This is a genomic window from Rhodococcus sp. 14-2483-1-1 (genome assembly GCF_002259335.1).
Classification (GTDB): Bacteria; Actinomycetota; Actinomycetes; order Mycobacteriales; family Mycobacteriaceae; genus Rhodococcoides.
In genome coordinates, this window is the sequence record NZ_NPFX01000005.1 from 188,605 (window position 1) to 208,811 (window position 20,207).

The 20,207-nt window shown below is 64.1% G+C and carries 22 protein-coding genes; 7 read left to right on the forward strand and 15 right to left on the reverse strand.

The genetic code is table 11. The features are described 5' to 3' along the window. Positions 1-2 precede the first annotated feature (2 nt). The 4 genes from CH294_RS04415 to CH294_RS04435 all read right to left on the reverse strand — a co-directional run bounded on the left by CH294_RS04415 (position 3) and on the right by CH294_RS04435 (position 4,606). Complete coding sequence (locus tag CH294_RS04415) at positions 3-1,001, reverse strand: substrate-binding domain-containing protein (RefSeq protein WP_032405682.1); 999 nt, start codon at positions 999-1,001, stop codon at positions 3-5. A gap of 310 nt (positions 1,002-1,311) precedes the next feature. Further along, a complete protein-coding gene (locus CH294_RS04425) occupies positions 1,312-2,895 on the reverse strand; it encodes a carboxylesterase family protein (RefSeq protein WP_094737092.1) in 1,584 nt (527 codons plus the stop codon). Continuing rightward, the gene (locus CH294_RS04430) at positions 2,892-3,494 is read right to left on the reverse strand and encodes a TetR/AcrR family transcriptional regulator (protein ID WP_094737093.1); all 603 of its coding nucleotides are present in this window, start codon (positions 3,492-3,494) and stop codon (positions 2,892-2,894) included. Before CH294_RS04430 ends, CH294_RS04425 begins: the two co-directional genes overlap by 4 nt. A gap of 128 nt (positions 3,495-3,622) precedes the next feature. Next, the gene (locus tag CH294_RS04435) at positions 3,623-4,606 is read right to left on the reverse strand and encodes a YhjD/YihY/BrkB family envelope integrity protein (RefSeq protein WP_037154417.1); all 984 of its coding nucleotides are present in this window, start codon (positions 4,604-4,606) and stop codon (positions 3,623-3,625) included. A gap of 143 nt (positions 4,607-4,749) precedes the next feature. Here CH294_RS04435 and CH294_RS04440 point away from each other — a divergent pair, with 143 nt between their 5' ends. Both CH294_RS04440 and CH294_RS04445 read left to right on the forward strand, forming a co-directional pair. Beyond that, positions 4,750-4,920 carry a CsbD family protein gene (locus tag CH294_RS04440; RefSeq protein WP_027495724.1) on the forward strand — a complete coding sequence of 57 codons (171 nt, stop codon included), beginning with the start codon at positions 4,750-4,752 and terminating at the stop codon, positions 4,918-4,920. 271 nt (positions 4,921-5,191) lie between these two features. Then, entirely contained in the window at positions 5,192-5,815 is a 624-nt protein-coding gene (locus CH294_RS04445) for a GAF and ANTAR domain-containing protein (protein ID WP_249305040.1), read from the forward strand. 118 nt (positions 5,816-5,933) lie between these two features. Here CH294_RS04445 and CH294_RS04450 read toward each other — a convergent pair whose 3' ends face one another. The 6 genes from CH294_RS04450 to CH294_RS04475 all read right to left on the reverse strand — a co-directional run bounded on the left by CH294_RS04450 (position 5,934) and on the right by CH294_RS04475 (position 11,872). Continuing rightward, positions 5,934-6,731 (reverse strand): DNA-formamidopyrimidine glycosylase family protein, encoded by a 798-nt coding sequence (locus tag CH294_RS04450; protein WP_094737094.1) that lies wholly within the window; start codon positions 6,729-6,731, stop codon positions 5,934-5,936. A 45-nt stretch (positions 6,732-6,776) separates the two neighbouring features. Then, positions 6,777-7,793, reverse strand: coding sequence for a zinc-binding dehydrogenase (locus CH294_RS04455; RefSeq protein ID WP_032405679.1), 1,017 nt, complete (start codon positions 7,791-7,793; stop codon positions 6,777-6,779). Further along, positions 7,769-9,292: a phosphonate ABC transporter, permease protein PhnE gene (gene phnE / locus CH294_RS04460; protein WP_230592738.1), complete on the reverse strand. Its 1,524-nt coding sequence runs from the start codon at positions 9,290-9,292 to the stop codon at positions 7,769-7,771. The genes CH294_RS04455 and phnE overlap by 25 nt, the downstream gene beginning before the upstream one ends. Positions 9,293-9,357: 65 nt before the next feature. Then, a complete protein-coding gene (phnC, locus tag CH294_RS04465; protein WP_094608520.1) occupies positions 9,358-10,161 on the reverse strand; it encodes a phosphonate ABC transporter ATP-binding protein in 804 nt (267 codons plus the stop codon). A 2-nt stretch (positions 10,162-10,163) separates the two neighbouring features. After that, positions 10,164-11,132 (reverse strand): phosphate/phosphite/phosphonate ABC transporter substrate-binding protein, encoded by a 969-nt coding sequence (locus tag CH294_RS04470; protein ID WP_094737096.1) that lies wholly within the window; start codon positions 11,130-11,132, stop codon positions 10,164-10,166. 41 nt (positions 11,133-11,173) lie between these two features. Then, positions 11,174-11,872 (reverse strand): phosphonatase-like hydrolase, encoded by a 699-nt coding sequence (locus CH294_RS04475; protein ID WP_094737097.1) that lies wholly within the window; start codon positions 11,870-11,872, stop codon positions 11,174-11,176. Positions 11,873-11,980: 108 nt separating this feature from the next. Between CH294_RS04475 and CH294_RS04480 the strand changes: the two genes are divergently transcribed. Genes CH294_RS04480 through CH294_RS04490 form a run of 3 tightly spaced genes read left to right on the forward strand, consistent with a single transcriptional unit; the run spans position 11,981 to position 14,485 of the window. Beyond that, positions 11,981-12,694: a GntR family transcriptional regulator gene (locus CH294_RS04480; RefSeq protein ID WP_170944579.1), complete on the forward strand. Its 714-nt coding sequence runs from the start codon at positions 11,981-11,983 to the stop codon at positions 12,692-12,694. Position 12,695: 1 nt separating this feature from the next. Next, on the forward strand, positions 12,696-13,856 hold the full coding sequence (locus CH294_RS04485) for a TIGR03364 family FAD-dependent oxidoreductase (protein WP_094737098.1): 1,161 nt from the start codon (positions 12,696-12,698) through the stop codon (positions 13,854-13,856). A gap of 26 nt (positions 13,857-13,882) precedes the next feature. Further along, the gene (locus CH294_RS04490) at positions 13,883-14,485 is read left to right on the forward strand and encodes a TetR/AcrR family transcriptional regulator (RefSeq protein WP_094737099.1); all 603 of its coding nucleotides are present in this window, start codon (positions 13,883-13,885) and stop codon (positions 14,483-14,485) included. Between the two features lie 15 nt (positions 14,486-14,500). On the opposite strand, the gene CH294_RS04495 is transcribed toward CH294_RS04490, so the two are convergent. The 4 genes from CH294_RS04495 to CH294_RS04510 form a co-directional block, all read right to left on the reverse strand. Next, positions 14,501-15,691 (reverse strand): Dyp-type peroxidase, encoded by a 1,191-nt coding sequence (locus CH294_RS04495; RefSeq protein WP_094737100.1) that lies wholly within the window; start codon positions 15,689-15,691, stop codon positions 14,501-14,503. Between the two features lie 25 nt (positions 15,692-15,716). Next, positions 15,717-16,238 (reverse strand): copper chaperone PCu(A)C, encoded by a 522-nt coding sequence (locus tag CH294_RS04500; protein ID WP_032405980.1) that lies wholly within the window; start codon positions 16,236-16,238, stop codon positions 15,717-15,719. Between the two features lie 23 nt (positions 16,239-16,261). Next, on the reverse strand, positions 16,262-17,737 hold the full coding sequence (locus CH294_RS04505; protein WP_249305041.1) for a PepSY domain-containing protein: 1,476 nt from the start codon (positions 17,735-17,737) through the stop codon (positions 16,262-16,264). A 179-nt stretch (positions 17,738-17,916) separates the two neighbouring features. Next, positions 17,917-18,444: a hypothetical protein gene (locus CH294_RS04510; RefSeq protein WP_094608524.1), complete on the reverse strand. Its 528-nt coding sequence runs from the start codon at positions 18,442-18,444 to the stop codon at positions 17,917-17,919. Between the two features lie 161 nt (positions 18,445-18,605). Between CH294_RS04510 and CH294_RS04515 the strand changes: the two genes are divergently transcribed. After that, positions 18,606-18,860 (forward strand): hypothetical protein, encoded by a 255-nt coding sequence (locus tag CH294_RS04515; protein ID WP_094737102.1) that lies wholly within the window; start codon positions 18,606-18,608, stop codon positions 18,858-18,860. 37 nt (positions 18,861-18,897) lie between these two features. Here CH294_RS04515 and CH294_RS04520 read toward each other — a convergent pair whose 3' ends face one another. After that, positions 18,898-19,470: a TetR/AcrR family transcriptional regulator gene (locus tag CH294_RS04520; RefSeq protein WP_094737103.1), complete on the reverse strand. Its 573-nt coding sequence runs from the start codon at positions 19,468-19,470 to the stop codon at positions 18,898-18,900. Between the two features lie 77 nt (positions 19,471-19,547). Between CH294_RS04520 and CH294_RS04525 the strand changes: the two genes are divergently transcribed. Next, positions 19,548-20,207: an NAD(P)H-dependent oxidoreductase gene (locus CH294_RS04525; RefSeq protein ID WP_094737104.1), complete on the forward strand. Its 660-nt coding sequence runs from the start codon at positions 19,548-19,550 to the stop codon at positions 20,205-20,207.

The window sequence follows — 20,207 nt, forward strand, 5'->3', positions numbered from 1 at the left end:
GATCAGCCCCAGCAATTCGCTTCGCCCCACGCGGTGTCCTGGGATTCGATGCCGGCTACCGGCTTGTCGGTGACGAGCTGCGAGCCGGTGTCGTTGAATCCACTGGGCTTGGTGCCGTCCTGAGCGAACTTCACGACCGCGTCGACGCCCTGCTCGGCCATCTTCGCCGGGAACTGCAGCACCGTTGCGCCGATGATGCCGGACTTGACGTTCGCGATGCCGGTGCAGCTACCGTCGATGGAGCCGATGGTGATCTGATCTGCGCGGCCGGCGGACTGGATTGCCTGGTACGCACCCGCCGCGGCGGGCTCGTTGATCGTGTAGAGCGCGTTGACGCCCGGCGCACGCTGCAGCAGGTTCTCCATGGCGGTCTGCGCCTTGGTCTGGTCGCCGTTGGTGTTCTCCTGGCCGACGATCTCCGACGAGCTGTCGGTCAGGCCCATTCCCTCGAGGAAGCCGTCGTGACGGAACGTGTCGACAGTGCCGCCTGCGGTGCCGTCGAGCATGATGACCTGCGGCGCTGTGGTTCCGAGCGTGCCCTTGACCCATTCGCCCTGACTGACGCCTGCCGCCTTGTTGTCGGTCGCGAACGTGGCGTCCACCGCGTCCTCGGGGTCGGTTGCAGTGTCGAGGGCGATGACGACGACACCGGCGTCACGTGCCTTCTTGATCGCGTCGAGCACTCCGGTCGACGAGTTCGGGGTGATCAGAATTCCCTTCACGCCCTGTCCCACCAGGTTCTCGATCGCTGCGACCTGTCCTTCGTTGTCACCGTCGAATGCACCCGCCAGAGCCACCAACTCCGCACCACTGGAATCTGCCTGCGCCTGAGCGGCCTCGCGCAGCTTCACGAAGTACGGATTGGAATCCGTCTTGGTGATGAGACCGACCTTGACGCTGTCCGAGTCCGAGCTGCTGCATGCGGTCAGGCCGAAGACGAGCGAACCGGCCATGAGCACGGTCCCGATCGTCAGCGCAGACTTCCGACGGTGATTGAACATGTGGACTCCCTTGTCCCCTAGCCACGCGGTCGCGTCGCTCGATTGCAGGAGCCTAAGGCGCATACAAGCGCTTGCGCATGCGCTTTCGCAAAACAAACTCGGAGTCTTTTTTGACCGACCGGCTGACCGGTTCGTGACGGGGGTCACGCTTATCGACGCCGCCGCCCTAGTTCTCGCCGCCCCAGTTCTCGCAAACGCGCTCGCGTTTGCCATCCGCGCGCGAACCAGTGCCCGATCGGCTAGCTATTCCGCCCGCATCTGACAAATGCGCGCGCATCTGCGGAGTCGATCGATCGTCGGCCCACGCCTCTCAGCGCGTGAGTGTGTTCCAGAAGTCGCAGTGATGCTCGGCATCGGCGTCGATCACCGAGATGTTGTCGGAGACGAACTGCAGCACTGGAGTGGCGGTGTCGGTAGTGCGCGGCCACAGCGGCGCACCGTCGGCACTGGGAGTTCCCGTATGGGCGAACGAGGTGAGGTACGCGATCATCGTTCGGGCGAGGTCGTGCTGCGCCGGAGTCTTCAGCAAATCGTGACCGGCAATGTCGAAGAAATACGGCATGTCGGTTGCGTGAGCCGCGTCCTGTGGCACACCCGATGCGCCGACACCGCTGACGTCGGCGGTCCCGGTATCGGCGAACTCGTACGAATACACCGGCGCATCCGCTGCCAGCGCTCGGTTGTTTCGGTACGTGGGGCACGACCATCCGGCATCGGTGGTTGCCGACGCCCATGCCAGCGCCGCGGACGGAAAGTTCTGCAGCGGATACAGATCCGCGACCCGTGCGGCATCGGAGCCGAATGCATCGGAAAGGAGGGTGGGGTAAGAATCGGCTGTCACCGTGCTCGGGTCCGCCAGCAGCGCGCCCCCGACGAACGAATTCTGTTCAGCCCGGTTCCCGCCGGAGAACACCGGAACATCAAGCGCTGCACCGGCTTCGACGGCACGCGCCGGATCGGCGGGGAGCAACTCGGTATCGTAGGCGAGGTCGTCGGAGAAGTTCTGTCCCTGCGCAACCAGGGAGTCGATGGGCAGAGCCCGCAGACACTCGAGGGTGTTCGAGCCCGAGCAGCCCAGCTGCTTCGCGACTTCGATTCCGGTCGCCTCATTGTCTGCAAGCGAAACGTACGGCCGCTGTTCTGGCACACCCGGGTAGATCGAGTCGGCGGGAAAGTCCAACGCACACGAGCCCGACATGATGGCGGCCTTGTCCACCAAGCCCTGCGCCGCAGGCGATGTCAACACAGCGCACGCCGCCATACCGCCTGCGGATTCTCCGAATACGGTGACGTTGTCGGGGTCTCCCCCGAATGCTGCCGCATTGTCGTTCACCCACCGCAGGGAATGAATCTGATCGGCGAACCCGAAGTTACCGGACCCGCGCAGACCGGGTAGGCCCAGATAACCGAGCATGCCCAGTCGGTAGTTCACCGTTACCACGATGACATTGCCCTCGGAAGCGATCCGTTGAGCTTCGTAGGCAGAGCCCGATCCCGACGTGAACCCGCCGCCGTGCCACCACACCATCACCGGCAGTGGATCATTCGACTTCACCAGCGGCGTTGTCACATTCAGGAAAAGGCAGTCTTCGTCCGTCGACTGTGCGCCACCGGACTCGGTCGAGCTCTGCGGACACTCCGAACCGGCCACGGCGGCGTCGGAGTCAGCACGGGACATCGGAAGAGGTTGCGGCGGTGCCCATCTCAGATCACCGACCGGAGGCTCGGCGTACCTGATCCCGAGAAACTGTCGTGTGCTCTCGGTGCCAAGGCCGTGCACGGTTGCCGTGGTCGTGGCGACGTCGAGGGGTGCGTTGTCGGATTCGTCCGAGGTCGACGCGCACCCGGCGAGCACCAGAAGGACTGCACCGAGGGCGATCAGCAGCCTCCTCATCGGTCATCCGATCGTGTTGCAGCGTCGAACGTTCGGCGCAATTCGTCCGCAAGCACCTCCGCATCGTCGCCCGCCCCGACTCGCCACACTGCCGCATCCAGAGCGGCGCGAATCGTCATCACCATGATTCGCGTATCGAATCGGCGGAATTCACCACTGCGCTGACCCTCTTCGAGCAGGGCATGGACTTCGAGCATCTCGGCTCCGTGCTCGGCTCGTTCACCGCGGACAGGGACCGCGGCGACGATGGCCGACAACGCCTTCATGTGCCTCGGATACGCACCGTAGAACGCGACGCTGCCACTGATGAACTGCAACAGGGCTTCTCGACTCGACCCCGCCGCGCGTACGAGAGGACCGACCTCCGCTTCACCCAGTGCGTACACCAGCCGAACGACACCGTCGAGAAGCTCCTCGCGACTGCCGAAGTGGTAAGAGATAACGCCGCGGCTGATGCCGGCACGCTCTGCTATGCGCACGAACGACGCCTTCTCGACACCTGCTTCCGCGATGACGTCGACAGCGCATTCGATCAGCTGTTCGCGACGGGCGTTCTGAATGAACGTGGGTTCGGGGCGGTCCGCCTTGGCAGAGGGCATGAGCCCTACTTTAGCACCGCTGCATAATTTTTCCCAGCTATGTCAGACATTCGCAGGTGCCGCCAGTGTCCACGATTCGCATCCGAACACGGGATCCCGCTCGCGAACCCGAATAGTGGACGCTCAGGTCACTTACTCGGCGAGTCGTCCCCCGCTACCGAATCCGGCTCGTCGTAGGTAACCGTGATGTCCTGGAATCCCTTGTTACGCTGCGCTTCTGCTTGGCCGGTGTAGGAGTTCTTGTCCCCTTCGGTGAGTTCGACGTTGTCGGTGAACGGCGTGAGCAGTGCTCGGGGATGCAGGTGATCGACCCTCACGGCATTGATTTCGATGCACAGCACGATCAGCACCGATGCGACGTACAGGAAGCCGAGCAGACCGAGGACGATCGCGAAGATTCCGTTGGCAGCGCTGGCATTGCCGACGACGTAGCGAATGTAGATCCCGCCGAAGGACTGCAGCGCCTGCCAGATCACGGCGGCGATCGCTGCACCGGGCAGCACCTCGCGAACACTCAGTGCACGTGCGGTTCCGATGCGAAACGCTGCTGTGAAGACCACGACGTTGACGATCACCGCACCGATCAGTGCCAACGCACCGCCCGCGAACCCGAACACACCCGAGGACGCGACTCCATTGAGGACGGTCAACCCGATGATTGCCGTGCCGACGGTACTCAGAAGCAACAGCCCGCGCAGGCGTCCCTTGATCGGATCGGGTTGCTCGTTTCGGGGCACCGACCACGCGGTGTTCATCGCGTACTGGGCGGCCAGCGACACTCCGAGTCCGCCGTACAACGACCCGACGACGCCGATGACGATGGCGGTGGTTCCGCCGCTCAGGCGATCGGGCTGACCGAGTTGGTCGCCGATCACGGGGATTTGGCTCATCGCCGAATCGATGATTCGGGTCTGCAGTTCCGGATCGCCGGCCAGCACGATCCCCAACACCGTGGTGAACAGCAGCAGTAGCGGAAAGAGCGAGAGGAACGAGTAGTACGCGATCAGAGCAGCGAGGTAGCCGCCTCGGTCGTCGAGAAACTTGTACAGCACTGCCAGCGGAAAACCCGCCGACGGGTGTTTGCGCTGATAACTGTCCACTTTCGCGACCATCATCGGTCGAATGTATCCACAGCCGACGTCGCGGAAACGTCGACGGCACGTGTGACCTAGATCTCTTCACGCACACGTGCGCTTCGGACGGCAGCCCTCGACTAAGTAACCAGTACCAACCCAGGACGAGGAAAGGAACTCACATGAGCTTCATCGACAAGGCCAAGAACGCAGCAGAAGACGCCATCGGCAAGGCCAAGGAAGTTGTGGGCGACGCCACGAACAACAAGGACCTCGAGGCCGAGGGCAAGAAGGATCAGGGTTCGGCAGGCGTGAAGAAGGTCGGCGAGAACATCAAGGACACCTTCAAGTAAGTCTTTCCGCCGAGGGGACCGTCGATCGCACGATCGACGGTCCCTTCTGCTTTTGCACCTGTATAAAATGCACAGAACCGGCTGTAGCGGTCGGCAGGGCGTCCAGCAGACGGCGCATGTTCATGGACCTGTCCGGCGGACGACGGCAGAGGTCCCATGCGAGAGGACAGTGTGAATGTCGCAACAGTCGACCGATAGGCACCCTGCCAGTACGTCCCATGCATCGTCGCTTGCCGAGTTCGCTCGGTCACTCCGCGACACCCGTCGTTCCATGCCCGAGACGATCAGTGAAATTCTGCGTACTGCGATTCGGCTGATCCCAGGAGCCACCGTCGGTTGCGTCACGACGGTGAGCAAGGGTGAGCGAACCGTCGTGGCGTCCACCGATCCTGTTGCCGAGGAGCTGTGTCGACTTCAGTACGAGCTCGACGAGGGCCCGATTCCCACCGAGGTCCGTCATTTCGACGTCGTCGTGTCCGACGACCTCACGTCCGAACCGCGATGGCCGGAATTCGCCGTCCTTGCCGTCGGCGAAGGTTTCAAGTCACTGGCCGCATTTCAGCTCTACAGCAACGCCGATGACCTCGGCGCGTTGGTTTTCTACAGCGACGAACCCGGGGCTTTCGACGCCGATGCCGTCGAGATCGGTGAGGCGCTCGCCGCCCACGCCGCGATCGCGATGCTCGGTGCCCGCGACAACGAACAGTTCCGTGCAGGCTTGGCCAGCCGCGACATCATCGGCCAGGCCAAAGGGATGATCATGGAACGCTACGATCTCGACGCGGTGCAGGCCTTCGAGCTGCTGGCGAAGCTGTCGCAACAACAGAACCTGCCGTTGCACAGGGTGGCTCGCGATCTGGTCGAGACCGATCACCCGACCAACTCGACCTTCTGACCGGCCCCCCAGGTTTCGATTTCCGCGTACGAGGAAGCCTGTGGGTGGTACCGGCTCACAACACGCGATACCCGCGGGCGGTTATGTCGTTGAGCCAACAGCGATCGACCGCTCGTCGCTAATGCTCCGGTTGGCATCTCGGACACCACCAGGTTCGACGCCGATCGGGGTTACCGGGGACCTCAGCGACCACCCGAACGTGCGTCCCACATCGCAAACATGGCTTGCCTGCTCGTCCAGCGACCCAGTGCGAGCGTCCTCGTCGTGTGTCGCCGGTGGTGACCTGCATCGCTCCCGGAACGGACGCGGAGTGACGCATCGCCCGCTCGAGCAGCGCGACCAATTTCTCGGCATCCACGTCACTCGACCGAGTCCACGGCCACAGTCCGCGTAGGAAGCACAGTTCGTTCGCCCATAGATTGCCGGGCCCTGCTATCACCTTCTGATCGAGCAGAGTCGCGATGATCGGCCGATCCGTCTGAGCAACCACGTTGGCCACCGCCGTGTCGGTATCGAACGTCGGCTGCAGCGGGTCCGGACCCAGATGCGCAACCAGGGCATTCATGTCGGGTGTGAAGCCGTAGTCCACTACCGGCAACAGAATTCCGTAGGCGGTGGGCCCATCGACCACGGCCAATTGCACGCGAACGTCCGGACGCACACGCTGCGGAATCGATCGACCGGCCCGTACCACCGTCCACGAACCGCTCATCCGCAGATGTGTATGCAGCGTTGTGCCACCATCGAAATCGGTGAACAGATGCTTCCCATGAGTTCGATGCGCGACGACGGTTCGCCCGGCCAGATTCTCCACCGCATGTGCCGGCACGTTCAATCTGCCGGCCCGTAAGGTGGTGCCGTCCAGGGCTCGACGCAGCCTCGCGGCCAGCGCGAACACGGTGTCACCTTCGGGCATGCCTGTGGTGTATCCCTACTTCCGGATACGCAATCCTGCGTTCCGCTACGGCGCAACCGAGGATCGAAGGATGCCCGACGGCGTCGGCCGCAACACCGACGCGAGTTCCGTCAACGGAACCGGCGCCTCGACGAGGGCTTCCCACGGATACTTCGCGCCGATGTCGTGCAGGAAGGCAACGGCCTGATCGAGATGCCGCGGTTCGTAGTTGTGAACGCCGGTGACCGTCAGCCAGTTTCGGACCACTGTTTCGGGGTCGACGGTAATCGGTGGACCCGGCGCGACGGAACCGGCGAGCACCAGGCGGCCGCCGACATCGAGTCTGCCCAGCGCAGCCTGTACAGCGGGCGACGAACCGGAGAAGTCGATGGCCACATCTGTCGGTGCACCATCGTCCTCGCAGGCTCCGAATTCACGGGCTCTGTCCTGCCGCTCGGGGTCTCGATCGAGCACGCGGACCGTCGCACCTCGCTCGGTGGCCGCTGCCGCAGCAGTGATGCCCAGCATTCCTGCGCCGACGATCAGTACCCTCCTGCTGTCGAGAGCACCCGCCGCCTCGAGAGCCGCCATGACCGTGGCCGTCGCACACGCAGCCGGTGCGGCGACGGCGTCGGGCATGGTCTCGGGAACACGAGCCACAGCGGTACCGCGAGGAAGCACGATGTGCTGGGCGTAGGAGCCACTGAGAACCCAAGCCCCTTCGGCAGATTCGTGCCCTACCTTGCGCACGGCCGAGCATTTGGCCGTGAAACCTCTGTCGCATCGGCTGCACCGGCCGCACGGCACGGTGACCGACCATACGATTCGATCCCCCACCTCCACAGGGGATGTCACATCGCCGACGTTTACCACGTGGCCGACGGCCTCGTGCCCGAGTACCGACGGGCACGCACCGGTCCGGCGTCCCGACACCGTGTGCAGATCGCTCCCGCACACCGTCGCGAGATCGATGCGGACCAGCAGGTCACCCGATTCGAGTGTGGGAATCTCGATGTCCCGCATCTCGATTCCGTCACCCGTCCATAGTGCAGCCCGTGTCACACCAACAGCGATCTGATCCACCCGGAGATCCTTTCCACGATGTACACGACGACGAAGATCACCAGAACGATGGCACCGGCAACATCGAAGTTCAGTGTCCTGATGGACTCGAAAAGTAGGAAGCCGATACCGCCCGCACCCACGATCCCCAGGATGGTGGAGGTACGGATGTTCACGTCGAGCAGATACAGACTCGACCCGACCATCGACGGAATGGCCTGTGGGACAACAGCACTCAATGTCCGATTCCACCAACCGCCACCGACCGACGCGACGGCCTCGAGGGGGCCGGGATCGATCTCCTCGATGGCGTCGGCGACGAGCTTGCCGAGAAACCCGACGGATCCGATGGCCAGTGCGCAGGTTCCCGCCACCGGACCCAATCCGAGCGCCGCGACGAACACCACCGCGAGAATCAACTCGGGAACAGCCCGCACCAACAGAATCCAGGACCTCGCGCACCAATACACCACGGGATGCGGAGTTGCGTTGCGTGCGGCCAGGACTCCGATGGGTATCGACAACACGATCCCGATCGCGGTGGCCACAACACCGATGGCGATGGTCTGGACGGCGGCGTCGAGCAGGTCCGATCCCAGGGACGAGAAGTCCGGTGGGATCATTCTTCCGAACACTTCGACCGACGGCCCGATCCACGTCAGCAGCGACCGCGGATCCAATTCGAGCACCACGAACGACGACACCACCGCGACGACGAGCACCGCCGACGCTCCGATCCGCATCAGTCGATCGCGCTGCGGACCGGCCGCGGACGGAACCAGCAGCATGCGGCGAAGAGCCATGGCCGCCAACTCCATTGCCGCGATGATCACCAGGATCACCAGCACGATTCCGAGAGCACGCGGGTAGATCAAACCACGCAGGGCGTCCTGCAGTGCGAAGCCGATACCGCCTGCCCCGACGAAGCCGAGGACCACCGACATGCGTAGGTTGATGTCGATCCGGTAGACGAACGCTCCGATCCATGCCGGAACGACCTGCGGTACAACCGCATTGATCATCTCTCGAAAGTAGCCCGCCCCGGCGGCGCGCAGTGCCTCGCGCGGTCCCACGTCGGTCTCCTCGATGGCATCGGCGAACAGTTTGCCGAGCATGCCGATCGAGTGCAGCGCGAGGGCGAGGATGCCGGGCAGCACCCCGATTCCCAGCGCCCTGACGAACAGCACCGCGAACAGCAGGTCCGGCATCGCCCGGCAGAAGGTGATGATCGCCCGAGCGACACTGTGCAGCATCGGATGCGGCGAGGTGTTCCGCGCGGCGAGAAAGGCCAACGGAACCGAGACAATCGCCGCAAGCACGGTGCCGAGCACCGCCATGAGCAATGTTTCGACGGCGAGTGAGACGATCCGGCCGGTGTCGTCGACGCGAGGCGGCAGCATACGTTCGACAAGGTTGCCGACGTCGTCGAGACCGTCGAGCAACGTGGTGGGCGCGAAGTCGATGTACCCCGCCGAGAGCACCGTGACAACGAGCGCGACGACGCCCAGCGCCGGGAACAGCCATCGACGTCGCCGCGGATCGTTCTGTACTGCAGCGTTCGTGGGCCTCGGTTCGAAGGTGACGGTCACGTCGGTGCCACCGCGGACCTGTTCCCGGCGTCGGGGGCAATCCGCTGATAGATCGGCATGATGTCCTCGCGCTCGAGCCCTGCTGCCGGGCGATCGAGCACCACCCGACCGTCTCGGAGACCCACGAGTCGGTGCGCCCAACCGAGCGCGAGATCGACCTGATGCAGTGTGCACACCACCGTCAGTTTCTCCTCGCTGCACACTCGCTGCAACAGGTCCATGACCACCCCCGCATTCTCGGGATCGAGGGATGCGACGGGTTCGTCCGCGAGCACGATCCGCGGTCGCTGCATCAGGGTGCGTGCGATCGCCACCCGTTGCTGCTGCCCGCCCGACAGAGTGTCGGCGCGGCGTTCGGCGAAGTCCGCCAATCCGACTCGGTCGAGACAGGCCCGAGCCTCTTCTCGCATCACCTTCGGGTAGGTGAGTGCTCCGTAGCGCGGAATCGACAGGCGGCCGATGCCTCCCACGAGTACGTTCTCGAGGCAACTCAACCGACCGACGAGATTGAAGTGTTGAAAGATGAAGCCGACATCTCTGCGCAGTTCGCGCACCCGGCGACGGTTGGCCAGATCGACTCGAATGTCGAGTGCGGTGACACTGCCCGAGGTGACGGGATGCAGACCGTTGATGCATCGCAGTAGCGTCGACTTGCCGGAGCCCGAAAGCCCGAGCAGCACCAGCATTTCACTGCGGTGCACATCGAGGTTGACGTCCGCAAGCGCGGTGGTCGACCCGAACGTCTTGGTGACGTTGCGGACGCTGACGACCACGTCGGCCCTGTCCAAGGAAGTGGACATCGTCAGCCCTTGCACTTCTCGGAGGCGGTGATCTCGCAGACGTTGCGCACACCGTCGTAGTCGCTGTCCTGCGCCGGTACGACGCCCCAGGCATCCTCGTCGGTGATGCGGCATTCTTCGGCGCAGATGCCGTCGGCGACGAAAGCATCCGAGTTCATACCCTCGCTGAACACGTCCTGAAGTTTCGCGATGGCGTCGGTACCCAGATCGTCGTTGGCCGCGAAGAGCGAACCGGCGATCGTATCGGACTTCCAGACGGTCTTCAGCTCGCCGGGTGCAATCTCGCCGTTGTCGATCATCGTCCGGTCGACCATGGTGTCGAACGCGAATCCGGCGTCGCAATCGCCCGCATTCACAGCAAGTACCGATGCATCGTGCCCGCCGGCATAGATCGGGGTCATGGCGGCCGAGATGTCGGCCTCCGAACCCGAGGCGATGACGTTGTCCTCGATCAGTCCTGCTGTCGGATAGAGGAATCCGGATGTCGAACTGGGGTCGACGAAGCAGACATTCTTGCCTGCGTAATCGGCAAGACCGTTCACCGACGCATTGTCGGACCGGGCGATTCCGTAGGACTGATAGCCGGGCTTGCCACCCTCGTCCTGGACGACGGCTCCCAGCGGCGTCATCTCGGCCCCGTTGATGCCGGCTACGACGTAGGCGAACGGGCCGAAGAATGCGATGTCGACGTTGCCTGCGATGAGGCCCTCGACCACACCGGCGTAATCGGAGGCCTGGATGAACTCGACCTTCGCACCGGTCTCCTTCTCCAACCGTGTGATCACCGGATCGTAGCTGGCCTTCAGATCGGTCGAGTTCTCGGCGGGAATCGCAGCGAGCGTGATGGTTTCGGGAAACCCTTGCTCGGTGGTGGCTCCGTCGGACGAACTGGAGCACCCGGCAGCGACGAGAGCTGCAGCAGACAGTACGGCCGCGGCGGTCACGGCACGACGGCGAGAGGTGGTGTTCATGGCAATGGTTTCCGTTCGGTGAGGTTGGGTCGAGTGAGTGTTCACGGCAGAACGATGGGGGGAAGATCGGCGACGCTCTCGAGCACGTGGGTCGCGCCTGCCTCGCGCAGAAGGTCCTCGGAGTGAGCTCCGCTGAGCACACCGACGAGTACTGATGCGCCGGCGCGGCGACCGGACAGGATGTCGCTCGAGGTGTCGCCGACGACGGCAACGGCTGCGATGTCACTGACCTCGGCGCGCAACACAGCAGACAGGACGAGATCGGGGTGCGGCCGGCCACGACCGGCATCACCGGGCGCGAGGAATGCGTCGGGCAGATCCTGCCAGCCGAGTGTGTCGATGATGCGCTTCTGTGTCGGTGCCGAGAACCCTGTTGTCAGTACGACTCTGATGCCGGATTCACGAAGCTTCGTGATGGCCTGGGCTGCACCCGGAACGGGCGCGATGCCGTCGTCGATGCGCGCGTCGTAGGCAGACTCGAATTCCCGGTTGGCGGCCTGGGCGCGATCCTCGGATCCGAACAATGCCCGGAACACCTCGATCTTCGACTGCCCCATGGTGTCGAGTACGTAGCGTCGGGCGTCGTCACGTTCGGGTCCGTCTGTCGCGAGTCCGACGGCCGTCGCCGCGGCGTCGAATGCATCGAGTACGAGGCCGTCGTCGGTGACGGTCGTTCCTGCCATGTCGAGGACGACGAGTTCGATGTCGATGCTGGTGTTCGAGGTGGTGGAGTTCGGCATGAGGAAGAGACTGCCGTTTGGTATAGACCATTGCGTGGAACTCGGGTGAACGAATCGTGAACGTCGCGCAACAATAAGGTCTAGACCAATTGGTGCTATGGTCGGATCATGGTTGTGACCACCGAACCCCGGGTGCTCAAGCACCAGATCGTGCGCGGAAGTCTCGATGCGATGCTCGACGGCATGTCCGCAGGCGACGCTTTTCCTTCGGAACGTGATCTCGCCGATCGATACGACGTCTCCCGCGAGACGCTGCGCCAGGCCATCCGAGAACTGTTGGTAGCCGGTCGAATCGAGCGTCGTGGGCGCGCGACGGTGGTGGCCGAGCCCAAGGTCGTACTGCCGCTCGCCATCGGCTCGTACACCGAGGCAGCGCGCGAGAAAGGCATGAGCGCAACCCGAATCCTGGTGGGCTGGGATACGTTCCGCGCCGACGACGCCCTGGCGGATCTGCTCGGAATCGACGTCGGTGCAGAGGTGGTGCAACTCGAGCGCGTCTTCACCACCGGCGACGTCCGAGTGGGCCTGGAAACGACCCGCATCCCTGCGCATCGGATTCCAGGACTACCGGACAGCTTCGATCACCGAACGTCTCTGTATGCCGAATTACGCACGCGTGGAATCACGTTCGGACGCGTCGTCGATACCATCGAAACCGTCCTCCCCGACGCCAGAGAAGCCGCGCTCCTCACCGTCGACACGAGGACACCGATGTTCCTGCTCGGCCGCGTCTCCTACGACACCGACGGCAGTCCCATCGAGCACAGACGTTCGCTCTATCGCGGAGACCGAATGACCTTCACCGCTGTCATGGACGCCTGAGATGACCACGAAATACGACGTCGTGGTCGTCGGGGCCGGGATCGTCGGCCTCGCCCACGCGTACCACGCTCACCGTCGTGGCCTGACCGTGGCAGTGGTCGATCATGCAGACCGGGTCGCGGGCGCGTCGGTACAGAACTTCGGACACGCCTGCATCACAGCGCAATCCGGTGACGCGCTCGAGTACGCCAGAGCCGGTCGCAGTCACTGGCTCGAGCTTGCTCGCCTAGCGGGCTTCTGGGCTGCGGAATCGGGAACACACTGCGTTGCCCGCCACGAGGACGAGTTCGCAGTACTCGAGCAGTTCGCCGAGTTGCGCGGCCCCGACCACACGGTGTTGTTGGGCCGACGCGAGGTGCTGGACCGGCTCCCGATTGCCGACACCGATGTGGTGGGTGGCCTGTACATGCCGACCGACGTTCAGGTGGACCCCCGTACCGCCGCGCCGGCCATCGCGCGCTGGCTCGCCGACTGCGGGGTGGACTTCCACTGGCGCACCGCTGCAACGTCGTTCGCTCCGGGCATCGTCCACACTTCGCGCGGCGACCTGCACGCAGGCACCACGTTCGTCACCGTCAACCACGACATCGATCGACTGTTCCCCGAGTACGCGGAACGCGGCGGACTGGTGCGATGCCGTCTGCACATGATGCGCGCCACCCTCCCAGTGCGCGCACCACTCCCCTCGCCGCTGTTCACCGGTTGGTCGCTGCTCCGGTACTCGGGCTTCGAGAACCTTCCCGCCGTCGCAGACGTCGCCGCTCGCCTGCAGGCCGACCACCCCGACTACGTCGAACTCGATCTGCACCAGATGTACACCCCGCAGCCCGATGGGTCGATTCTGTTGGGTGACACACATGTTCGCGAGATCACCACGTCCCCGTTTCAAAACGAGGAGGGGTTCGAGGTGCTGCTCACGGAAGCGAAGTCACTGTTCGGAGTCGACCGCGTCGACGTCACCGAACGGTGGCAGGGCACGTACTGCTCGGCACCGGGTTCGGAGTTTCTGCTCGAAGAACCCCTCGATCGCGTGCACATCGTCACCGTCACCACCGGCATAGGAATGACCACCGGCATGGGCCTGGCGCTGTCGAGCGTCGACAACGCTCTGACGCCGGTCCAGCGGCCGGACTCCCGTTCTCGGCTCACCGCGCACAACTGAGCACATCTTCGTGTCAAGATGTAGTCATGCCGCCCGTCGTCCGTCCGTACCGAGGCGTCGCCGCCGACGAACGCCGACGTGAACGGCGTGAGAAGTTGCTCGAAGCGTGCCTCGACGCGGTAGCGGAGTCCGGTGTCTCCACCGTCACGGTCGACGACATCTGCGCCCGGGCCGGCCTTTCCAAGCGCTACTTCTACGAGAGCTTCGGAGATCGCGACACCATCCTCGTCTCCGCCCTCGACGACGTGATCGATACCGTGGGAACCGCGCTGAACGAGCTGGAGCAGCAACATGGATCGGCGGAGGACCGCGTCGCGCACACCGCCGCGGCCCTGGTACGCGCTCTCACCGCCGATCCACGGGCCTCCCTGCTGTACACCGCGGCATCGGCCAACCCCGCACTCGATGCCCGACGCCGGCAGATGGTCGACAAGTTCACCCCGCTACTGATGCGAGAAGTGCTCGACGCAGATCCCGGAGACCCACGCGCCGAAGCAGCCACCGTACTGATGGTCGCCGGCACGACCGAACTTCTCGACCGGTGGCTGCGCGGCACTCTGACATTCACCGAAGCCGAGTTCGTCGACACGTTGACCGCACTCGGCGTCGCCCTGGCGACAGCGTTCTGAAGCAGAGGGTCACGGTCACCCGAGCAAGGTCTGCCCCAGATAACCACCTTCGGCCACTCCCGGCAGGATCGCGAACACTGCAGACCCGATCGGCGTGGTCCATTCGTTCAGCGCATCGAATTCGTCGAGGCGCTGCTGAATCGGCAGGAACTGGGTGAGCACATCACGCTGATAGCTCGCGAACAGCAGGCCGGTGTTCGACAGCGACCCCGTAGCCGGTGGGTCGTCGTAGTTGTAGGCCCGTCTGAAGATGCGTTCCCCGTCGCGCGTGTGCCGGGCACGCGCAATATGTGACGACGGTGGAATCACCGGAATTCCGAATCGATCGGTCGCATCGAAATCGGCCTCGTCGAACTCGGCGGTTCCGGTCAACGGGGCACCGGTGTCGAGGGTTCGCCCCACCGACAGTTCGCGGCCGGGTCGGTCCAGCTCGTCCCAGGTGTCCATCTCGATTCGGATGCGCCGCAACACCATCGACGTTCCGTGTTTCATCCAGGGCTGATCGCTACCGTCGTCCCAGACCAGAGCATCGAAGTCCGTGCTCCCGGCCGTTGGATTGACCGTGCCGTCGACCTGCCCCATCAGATTCCGCATTGTGGTCCCCGATTGCTCGGTGCCCCGCGATCGCCGGAATCCGCGCTGTGCCCAGGCGATCGTCACCAACGAGCGAACGTTCTTGGTGAGTACCCGCACAGCGTGCGCAACGGTGACAGGGTCGTCCGAGCACACCTGCAGCAACAGATCGCCTCCGGTGAATCCTGGCTCCAGACGGTCGATCCCGAACGCCGGGAGCGGTGCCAGCCACGACGGCCGTCGATCCGGCATACCGATCGCATCGAACACACCGGGGCCGAGTCCCACTGTCACCGTCAGGCGAGCAGGCCGAAGCGCAAGTTCGGCCTCGGTGTCGGCCAGCGCGGGCGCACCGGCTGTCAGCCGTCCGATGTCCTCGGTCCAGACTTTCAGTATTCCGATCAGCTCGTCGCGCCCGACGCGATCCTGCAGGTTCAACCCGACGAACGTCGAGTGCGCCTGCGGCGGAACGGTATCGACTCCGGCTTGATGCATGCCGTGGTGCGGCACCGTGTCGGTTCCGGTGGTCGTCTCGTCCACTCGGTTGCCGATGACTCCGTAACCGGTCGCGGCTCCCACGCCCGCGACGCCGAGCGCGGCGACGCCTCCTCCGAGGAGGCGTCGCCGGCTCATCGAGCGTGGTGACCGGTTCTCGTTCTCAGCCACCGTGCGCCGGCGCAGGGGTCGCCGACCCGTCCATGTTCATGGTGCCGGGCTCGTAGTTCTCCTGGGCGCCGGAGAAGTCCCTGACCTGCGCGGTGAACGTCGTCGTCGACGCATCCTCGAATTCGAGGGTGAAGTCCGCGTCGGCTCCCGGAGTCAGCGGAGATGTCACATCCATCAACATCAGGTGGTCGCCTCCCGCGGCAAGCACATGCGTGCCGCCCGCCGGAATGACGAAGCCTCCCTCCTTCGGACGCATCACCATCGCACCGTCTGCCCCGGTTGCCATCTCGTGCAGTTCCGTTCGGCTCGATGCCGGTGACGATGCGCCGACCACGTGCACATCGGAGTCGCCTGTGTTCTGTAGTTCGGCGAAGGCTGCCGTCATACCGGAGTCGGCCGCTTTGACCCATTGCTCGCGGACAACGACGGAATCGGATTCCTTCGCCGCGGCAGCCGGCTCGTTGCTGGAGCATCCGGTGAGGATCAGACCGGTGACCGACAGTGCGGCCACCATCGTCGAGGTACGTCGGGAGAGTTTCAAGATAGTTCGCTTTCGTGTTGGGAAGCAGCAGAATTGGCGGCTCTGGTTGGCGTTCGACGGATCGAGCCGAGCACGACGTCGATGGCGAGGAAGGCCACCAGGCTCAGCCCGAGGAGCGGGACGAACCAGCCGACCCCGACCGCGACCACCGTCAGTACGACCGCCGCGATCGGTGAGATGCGTCGAATACCGCCACGCAGCGGCGGGCGTCCCGCGGTGAGACCGGTTGCTTTGGTGGGGCGGCGTTTCCACCACATCATGTAGCCGCGGATGATGACCGACGCCAGTGCGATCGCAAGGGCAAGCAGGGCAAGCTGATTGGCCACGCCGAACAGCGTTCCCATGTGCAACTGAATACCCCACGCCGACAGCTTGGCCGCGAGGGGCCAGTCCGAGAAGTACTGGGTGTCGATCACCGTGCCGGTACTGCCGTCGATCGAGATGGAGTTGTTCGACATCACCCAGGGCTGACGGGTTTCGGCGACGACGAACGCCATGTCGTCCGACGCTGGGATCGACGCCTCCACCGCCCCGTCGATACCGTTGGCCTTTGCAGTGTCGAGAACCGAATCGATACGTCCGACGTTGTTTTCGGCCGTCGACGCGTCGGCCGACATGTCCATCGAATGACCACTGTGACCCGAGTGATCCCCCGTCGTCGCCGCGTCGGACGAACCGATGGTCGTAGTGATGGCCGGGGTGGTCCAGCTCAGCGCCGTGCGTAGGTCGGTAACGTTCTCGCCCGCGTAGGTGGACCACGTGAGTCCGGTGGCGGACAGGAAGATCAGACCGACGGCTATCCAGATCCCGGCTACGCCATGCCAGTTCAAGGACCTGTTGCGGCCCTTCGACTTACGATCGAAGGTGAACAGTTTTGCCTTGTCGCGGTTGCGTCGATAGCGCTCGAACCACAGGTAGAGGCCGCCGAGCGCGATCACCCACAACCACGACGCCGCGAGTTCGCTGTAGAGGCGACCCGGCTCTCCCAGGTGCAGATGGCGATGCAGTTCGGAGATCCAGGTGCGCACGGGTAAGGCGCTGGAGGAGCCGTAGACCGTCAGTTCGCCCACGGACGTCGCGGTGGCGGGATCGACGAAGACGGCCAGGCGCTTCGATTCACCAAGGGTGGGGTCGGTGAACAGCACGCGGGTGGTGTCGCCGGCTTCGGCGGCGGGCCGCACGGCGGCGACGGTGAGGTCGGGTTGTTCGGCCTGCGCTGCTCGTATCTGCTCTGCCACCGGAACGGCCGGGCCGGTGGCGTCGACGTGCAGGTAGTCCCGATACATGAGTTGTTCGATGGTCGGTGCGACGGCGTACAGCCCGCCGCTGATGGTGGCGATCAGGATGAACGGTGCGATGAGGATGCCCGCGTAGAAGTGCAGCCGCAAGATCAGCGGACGCCAACTGCGAGGGCTGGTCGGACGGGTTGGCGGGGAAGGATCGGCGACGCGTTCCATTTCCGGTGTGGACACGAGGACTCGTTTCGTGAAGGCATGAGTGGGCGCGCAGATATGCGCGAGGTGGCATCGCCCACGGGACCAGCCGCGCGGAGGCAGCGTGAATCACCAAGAGTGCGATGTGCGGTACCGAATGCGGCAACAACCCACTACCGACGCCTGACGAGCAGCGCGGGTGAGACGATGGGTTGTGCTCAGGCAGTTCGAGCCGGTGGTCCGCGGTTCCCGCAGCCCGAGAGGTCGAGCAATAGAGTCGATTCCGGGACCCGGTACACCGGGAGCGGCGGAGCGATGCGATTTTCGTCGACGACGAGGGCCGCCAGTAGAGGCAAAACCCTGCGCAGCGAGGTGACTGCACGCCGGAGTCCGAGCTCGGCTCCACGAATGGCGAGTGCGCCGGCCAGGACGGCGACGGCGTGCGCGGCGAGCATCTGCTGGGTGAGCATCGATCCGTGATGGTGACCGTCGACGGCAGTAAGCAACAGGTGCCCGATCGCCTGCGCCGTGGCCAGAACGGCCAGCAGCTGAGCCCGGGGTGCCGCTGCAGTCGGTGATGCCGCTGTCGCAAATCCGACCGCCGTGCAGACGAGCACCAGCAACACTATCGCCGCGTCGGACGGGAACATCCCGCCGCCGAACGTATGTGCAGTGGCCGTGACCAGCGCAGACAGAGCGCCCACGGAGGCACCGCGCAAGGGCGCGAATCCATCCGAGGCAGACATGAATGGAATCCTACTATCGACTACGCCGCGTAGTAGCCAGTCGCCGGCACCGATGCCCACATCTTCACGAATCCGGTCAGACGGTCTCTTTGGGAGCGGTTATCCTCATCTTCGGTACTCGAACTTTCGAGTACTTCAGCTCTGTTCGAGAAAGGACACACATGACGGAGAGCTCGGACGAGGCGCAGGCGCGGGTGTTTGCCGACATGCTGGTTGCCGAGATCGCGTCGGCGTCGACTCGCGTGGAGGAGTCCGAGCGATGTGCGCGCAAGGCGTCCCGGGTCGGAGATTCCCGCAGTCAGGTGTGGCACAGCGAGGAAGCGCACACTCAGAGGCGGGCCCTGTACGAGTTGCATCGCCAGCTCGATGTGTTGCGCAACCGGTTCCCCGTCACGAACGCGCATACGTCGCAGTAGACGCGACCCGATTCACACTCCCATCCCGCCTGCCGCGTCAGGCCTTACCGACAATCGCGACGATCAACTCCGCCAACTCCCCAGTTGCCTCCTCGGGAGCGAGCGCACCCGATACAGCCGCATGCGACAGCGCTTCCGCGGCACCGAAGATGGCAGTGAGCGACGGCGTCGAGATACCGTCTGAGGCAAACGGCTCGAGGATGGTCCGACATCGTTCGGAGTACGCCCGTTCAGATGCGCGCTTGACCCGTTCGAGTTCGGGTGAACCTTCCAGCGCGGCAAGCACTCCCGTCAGCTCGCGCCCCGTGGCCAATGTGCAGCCCACGTAGGAATTGGCAATAGCGCTCGCGCGTCCGTTCAACGTCGCGGGCGCTGTGTCGAGAGAAGCCTCGAGCATCGCCGCCTGTCGGTCGTCGAATTCCGTGAACAATGCCGCCAACAGCTCGGCACGTGAGCCGAAATGGCTGTACACCACCGGTTTTGCGACGCCGGCATGTTCGGCGAGCCGGCCCAGCGTCAGCGCGTCCGCCCCCTCTGCCCGGACGAGAGCCCACGAGACCTCGACCAGTTGGTCGTACCTGTCCGATCGGGACAGTCTCGTGCGTGCCATCGCGGACCTCCTTGCGCTATATACGAATAGTAACCTACTCTTGGTACATAGCCGTTGCCTCAACGAAAGGACCAGCCATGACCGCTCTTGTCGTAGTCTCCCATTCCGATCCCGACTCCCTCACCCACTCCGTCGCCAGATCCATTTCGGACGCGATCCGCACCACTGGCGGAGCTGTCGAGACGGCCGACCTCGCTGCGGAGAACTTCGACCCCCGCTTTGCCATCGCCGATCAGAACCTGTTCCGCGGCAACGGCACCACCCCTGCTGACGTCATGGCCGAACAGGAACGAATCGACCGCGCGGACCATCTGATTCTCGCCTTCCCGATGTACTGGTGGTCGATGCCCGCCCTGCTGAAAGGGTGGATCGATCGGGTCTTCGTCAGCGGATGGGCGTACGAATACAACCCGGGAGTCGAGCTCGTCAAGAAGCTGGACCGACTCACCGTCCACCTGGTAGTTATCGCTGGCGACGACGCCGAGAGCTTCGAACGCCATCGCGTGCACGACGCGTTCCGCACGCAGATCGAGCGCGGCATAGTCGAATACTGCGGGGCTACAGTCGGATCGACAACATTTGTGTACGAGTCGGATTCCAGAACTCGCGAGGACCTCGGTGTCGAAATCAGCGAGATCGGCATTGCCATGGCCGCGCGCGTGCAGGATCAGCACCCGAGCGTCGACACCCGCAACACACCGGCACCGGTCGACTCGAATTCACATGCAGGGGTATAG

Bases quoted from the DNA above. Each gene is read 5' to 3' on its own strand.
- CH294_RS04415 (WP_032405682.1), bottom strand. From the start codon at position 1,001: ATGTTCAATCACCGTCGGAAGTCTGCGCTGACGATCGGGACCGTGCTC.
- CH294_RS04425 (WP_094737092.1), bottom strand. From the start codon at position 2,895: ATGAGGAGGCTGCTGATCGCCCTCGGTGCAGTCCTTCTGGTGCTCGCC.
- CH294_RS04430 (WP_094737093.1), bottom strand. From the start codon at position 3,494: ATGCCCTCTGCCAAGGCGGACCGCCCCGAACCCACGTTCATTCAGAAC.
- CH294_RS04435 (WP_037154417.1), bottom strand. From the start codon at position 4,606: ATGGTCGCGAAAGTGGACAGTTATCAGCGCAAACACCCGTCGGCGGGT.
- CH294_RS04440 (WP_027495724.1), top strand. From the start codon at position 4,750: ATGAGCTTCATCGACAAGGCCAAGAACGCAGCAGAAGACGCCATCGGC.
- CH294_RS04445 (WP_249305040.1), top strand. From the start codon at position 5,192: ATGCCCGAGACGATCAGTGAAATTCTGCGTACTGCGATTCGGCTGATC.
- CH294_RS04450 (WP_094737094.1), bottom strand. From the start codon at position 6,731: ATGCCCGAAGGTGACACCGTGTTCGCGCTGGCCGCGAGGCTGCGTCGA.
- phnC (WP_094608520.1), bottom strand. From the start codon at position 10,161: ATGTCCACTTCCTTGGACAGGGCCGACGTGGTCGTCAGCGTCCGCAAC.
- CH294_RS04470 (WP_094737096.1), bottom strand. From the start codon at position 11,132: ATGAACACCACCTCTCGCCGTCGTGCCGTGACCGCCGCGGCCGTACTG.
- CH294_RS04475 (WP_094737097.1), bottom strand. From the start codon at position 11,872: ATGCCGAACTCCACCACCTCGAACACCAGCATCGACATCGAACTCGTC.
- CH294_RS04480 (WP_170944579.1), top strand. From the start codon at position 11,981: ATGGTTGTGACCACCGAACCCCGGGTGCTCAAGCACCAGATCGTGCGC.
- CH294_RS04485 (WP_094737098.1), top strand. From the start codon at position 12,696: ATGACCACGAAATACGACGTCGTGGTCGTCGGGGCCGGGATCGTCGGC.
- CH294_RS04490 (WP_094737099.1), top strand. From the start codon at position 13,883: ATGCCGCCCGTCGTCCGTCCGTACCGAGGCGTCGCCGCCGACGAACGC.
- CH294_RS04495 (WP_094737100.1), bottom strand. From the start codon at position 15,691: ATGAGCCGGCGACGCCTCCTCGGAGGAGGCGTCGCCGCGCTCGGCGTC.
- CH294_RS04500 (WP_032405980.1), bottom strand. From the start codon at position 16,238: ATGGTGGCCGCACTGTCGGTCACCGGTCTGATCCTCACCGGATGCTCC.
- CH294_RS04510 (WP_094608524.1), bottom strand. From the start codon at position 18,444: ATGTCTGCCTCGGATGGATTCGCGCCCTTGCGCGGTGCCTCCGTGGGC.
- CH294_RS04515 (WP_094737102.1), top strand. From the start codon at position 18,606: ATGACGGAGAGCTCGGACGAGGCGCAGGCGCGGGTGTTTGCCGACATG.
- CH294_RS04520 (WP_094737103.1), bottom strand. From the start codon at position 19,470: ATGGCACGCACGAGACTGTCCCGATCGGACAGGTACGACCAACTGGTC.
- CH294_RS04525 (WP_094737104.1), top strand. From the start codon at position 19,548: ATGACCGCTCTTGTCGTAGTCTCCCATTCCGATCCCGACTCCCTCACC.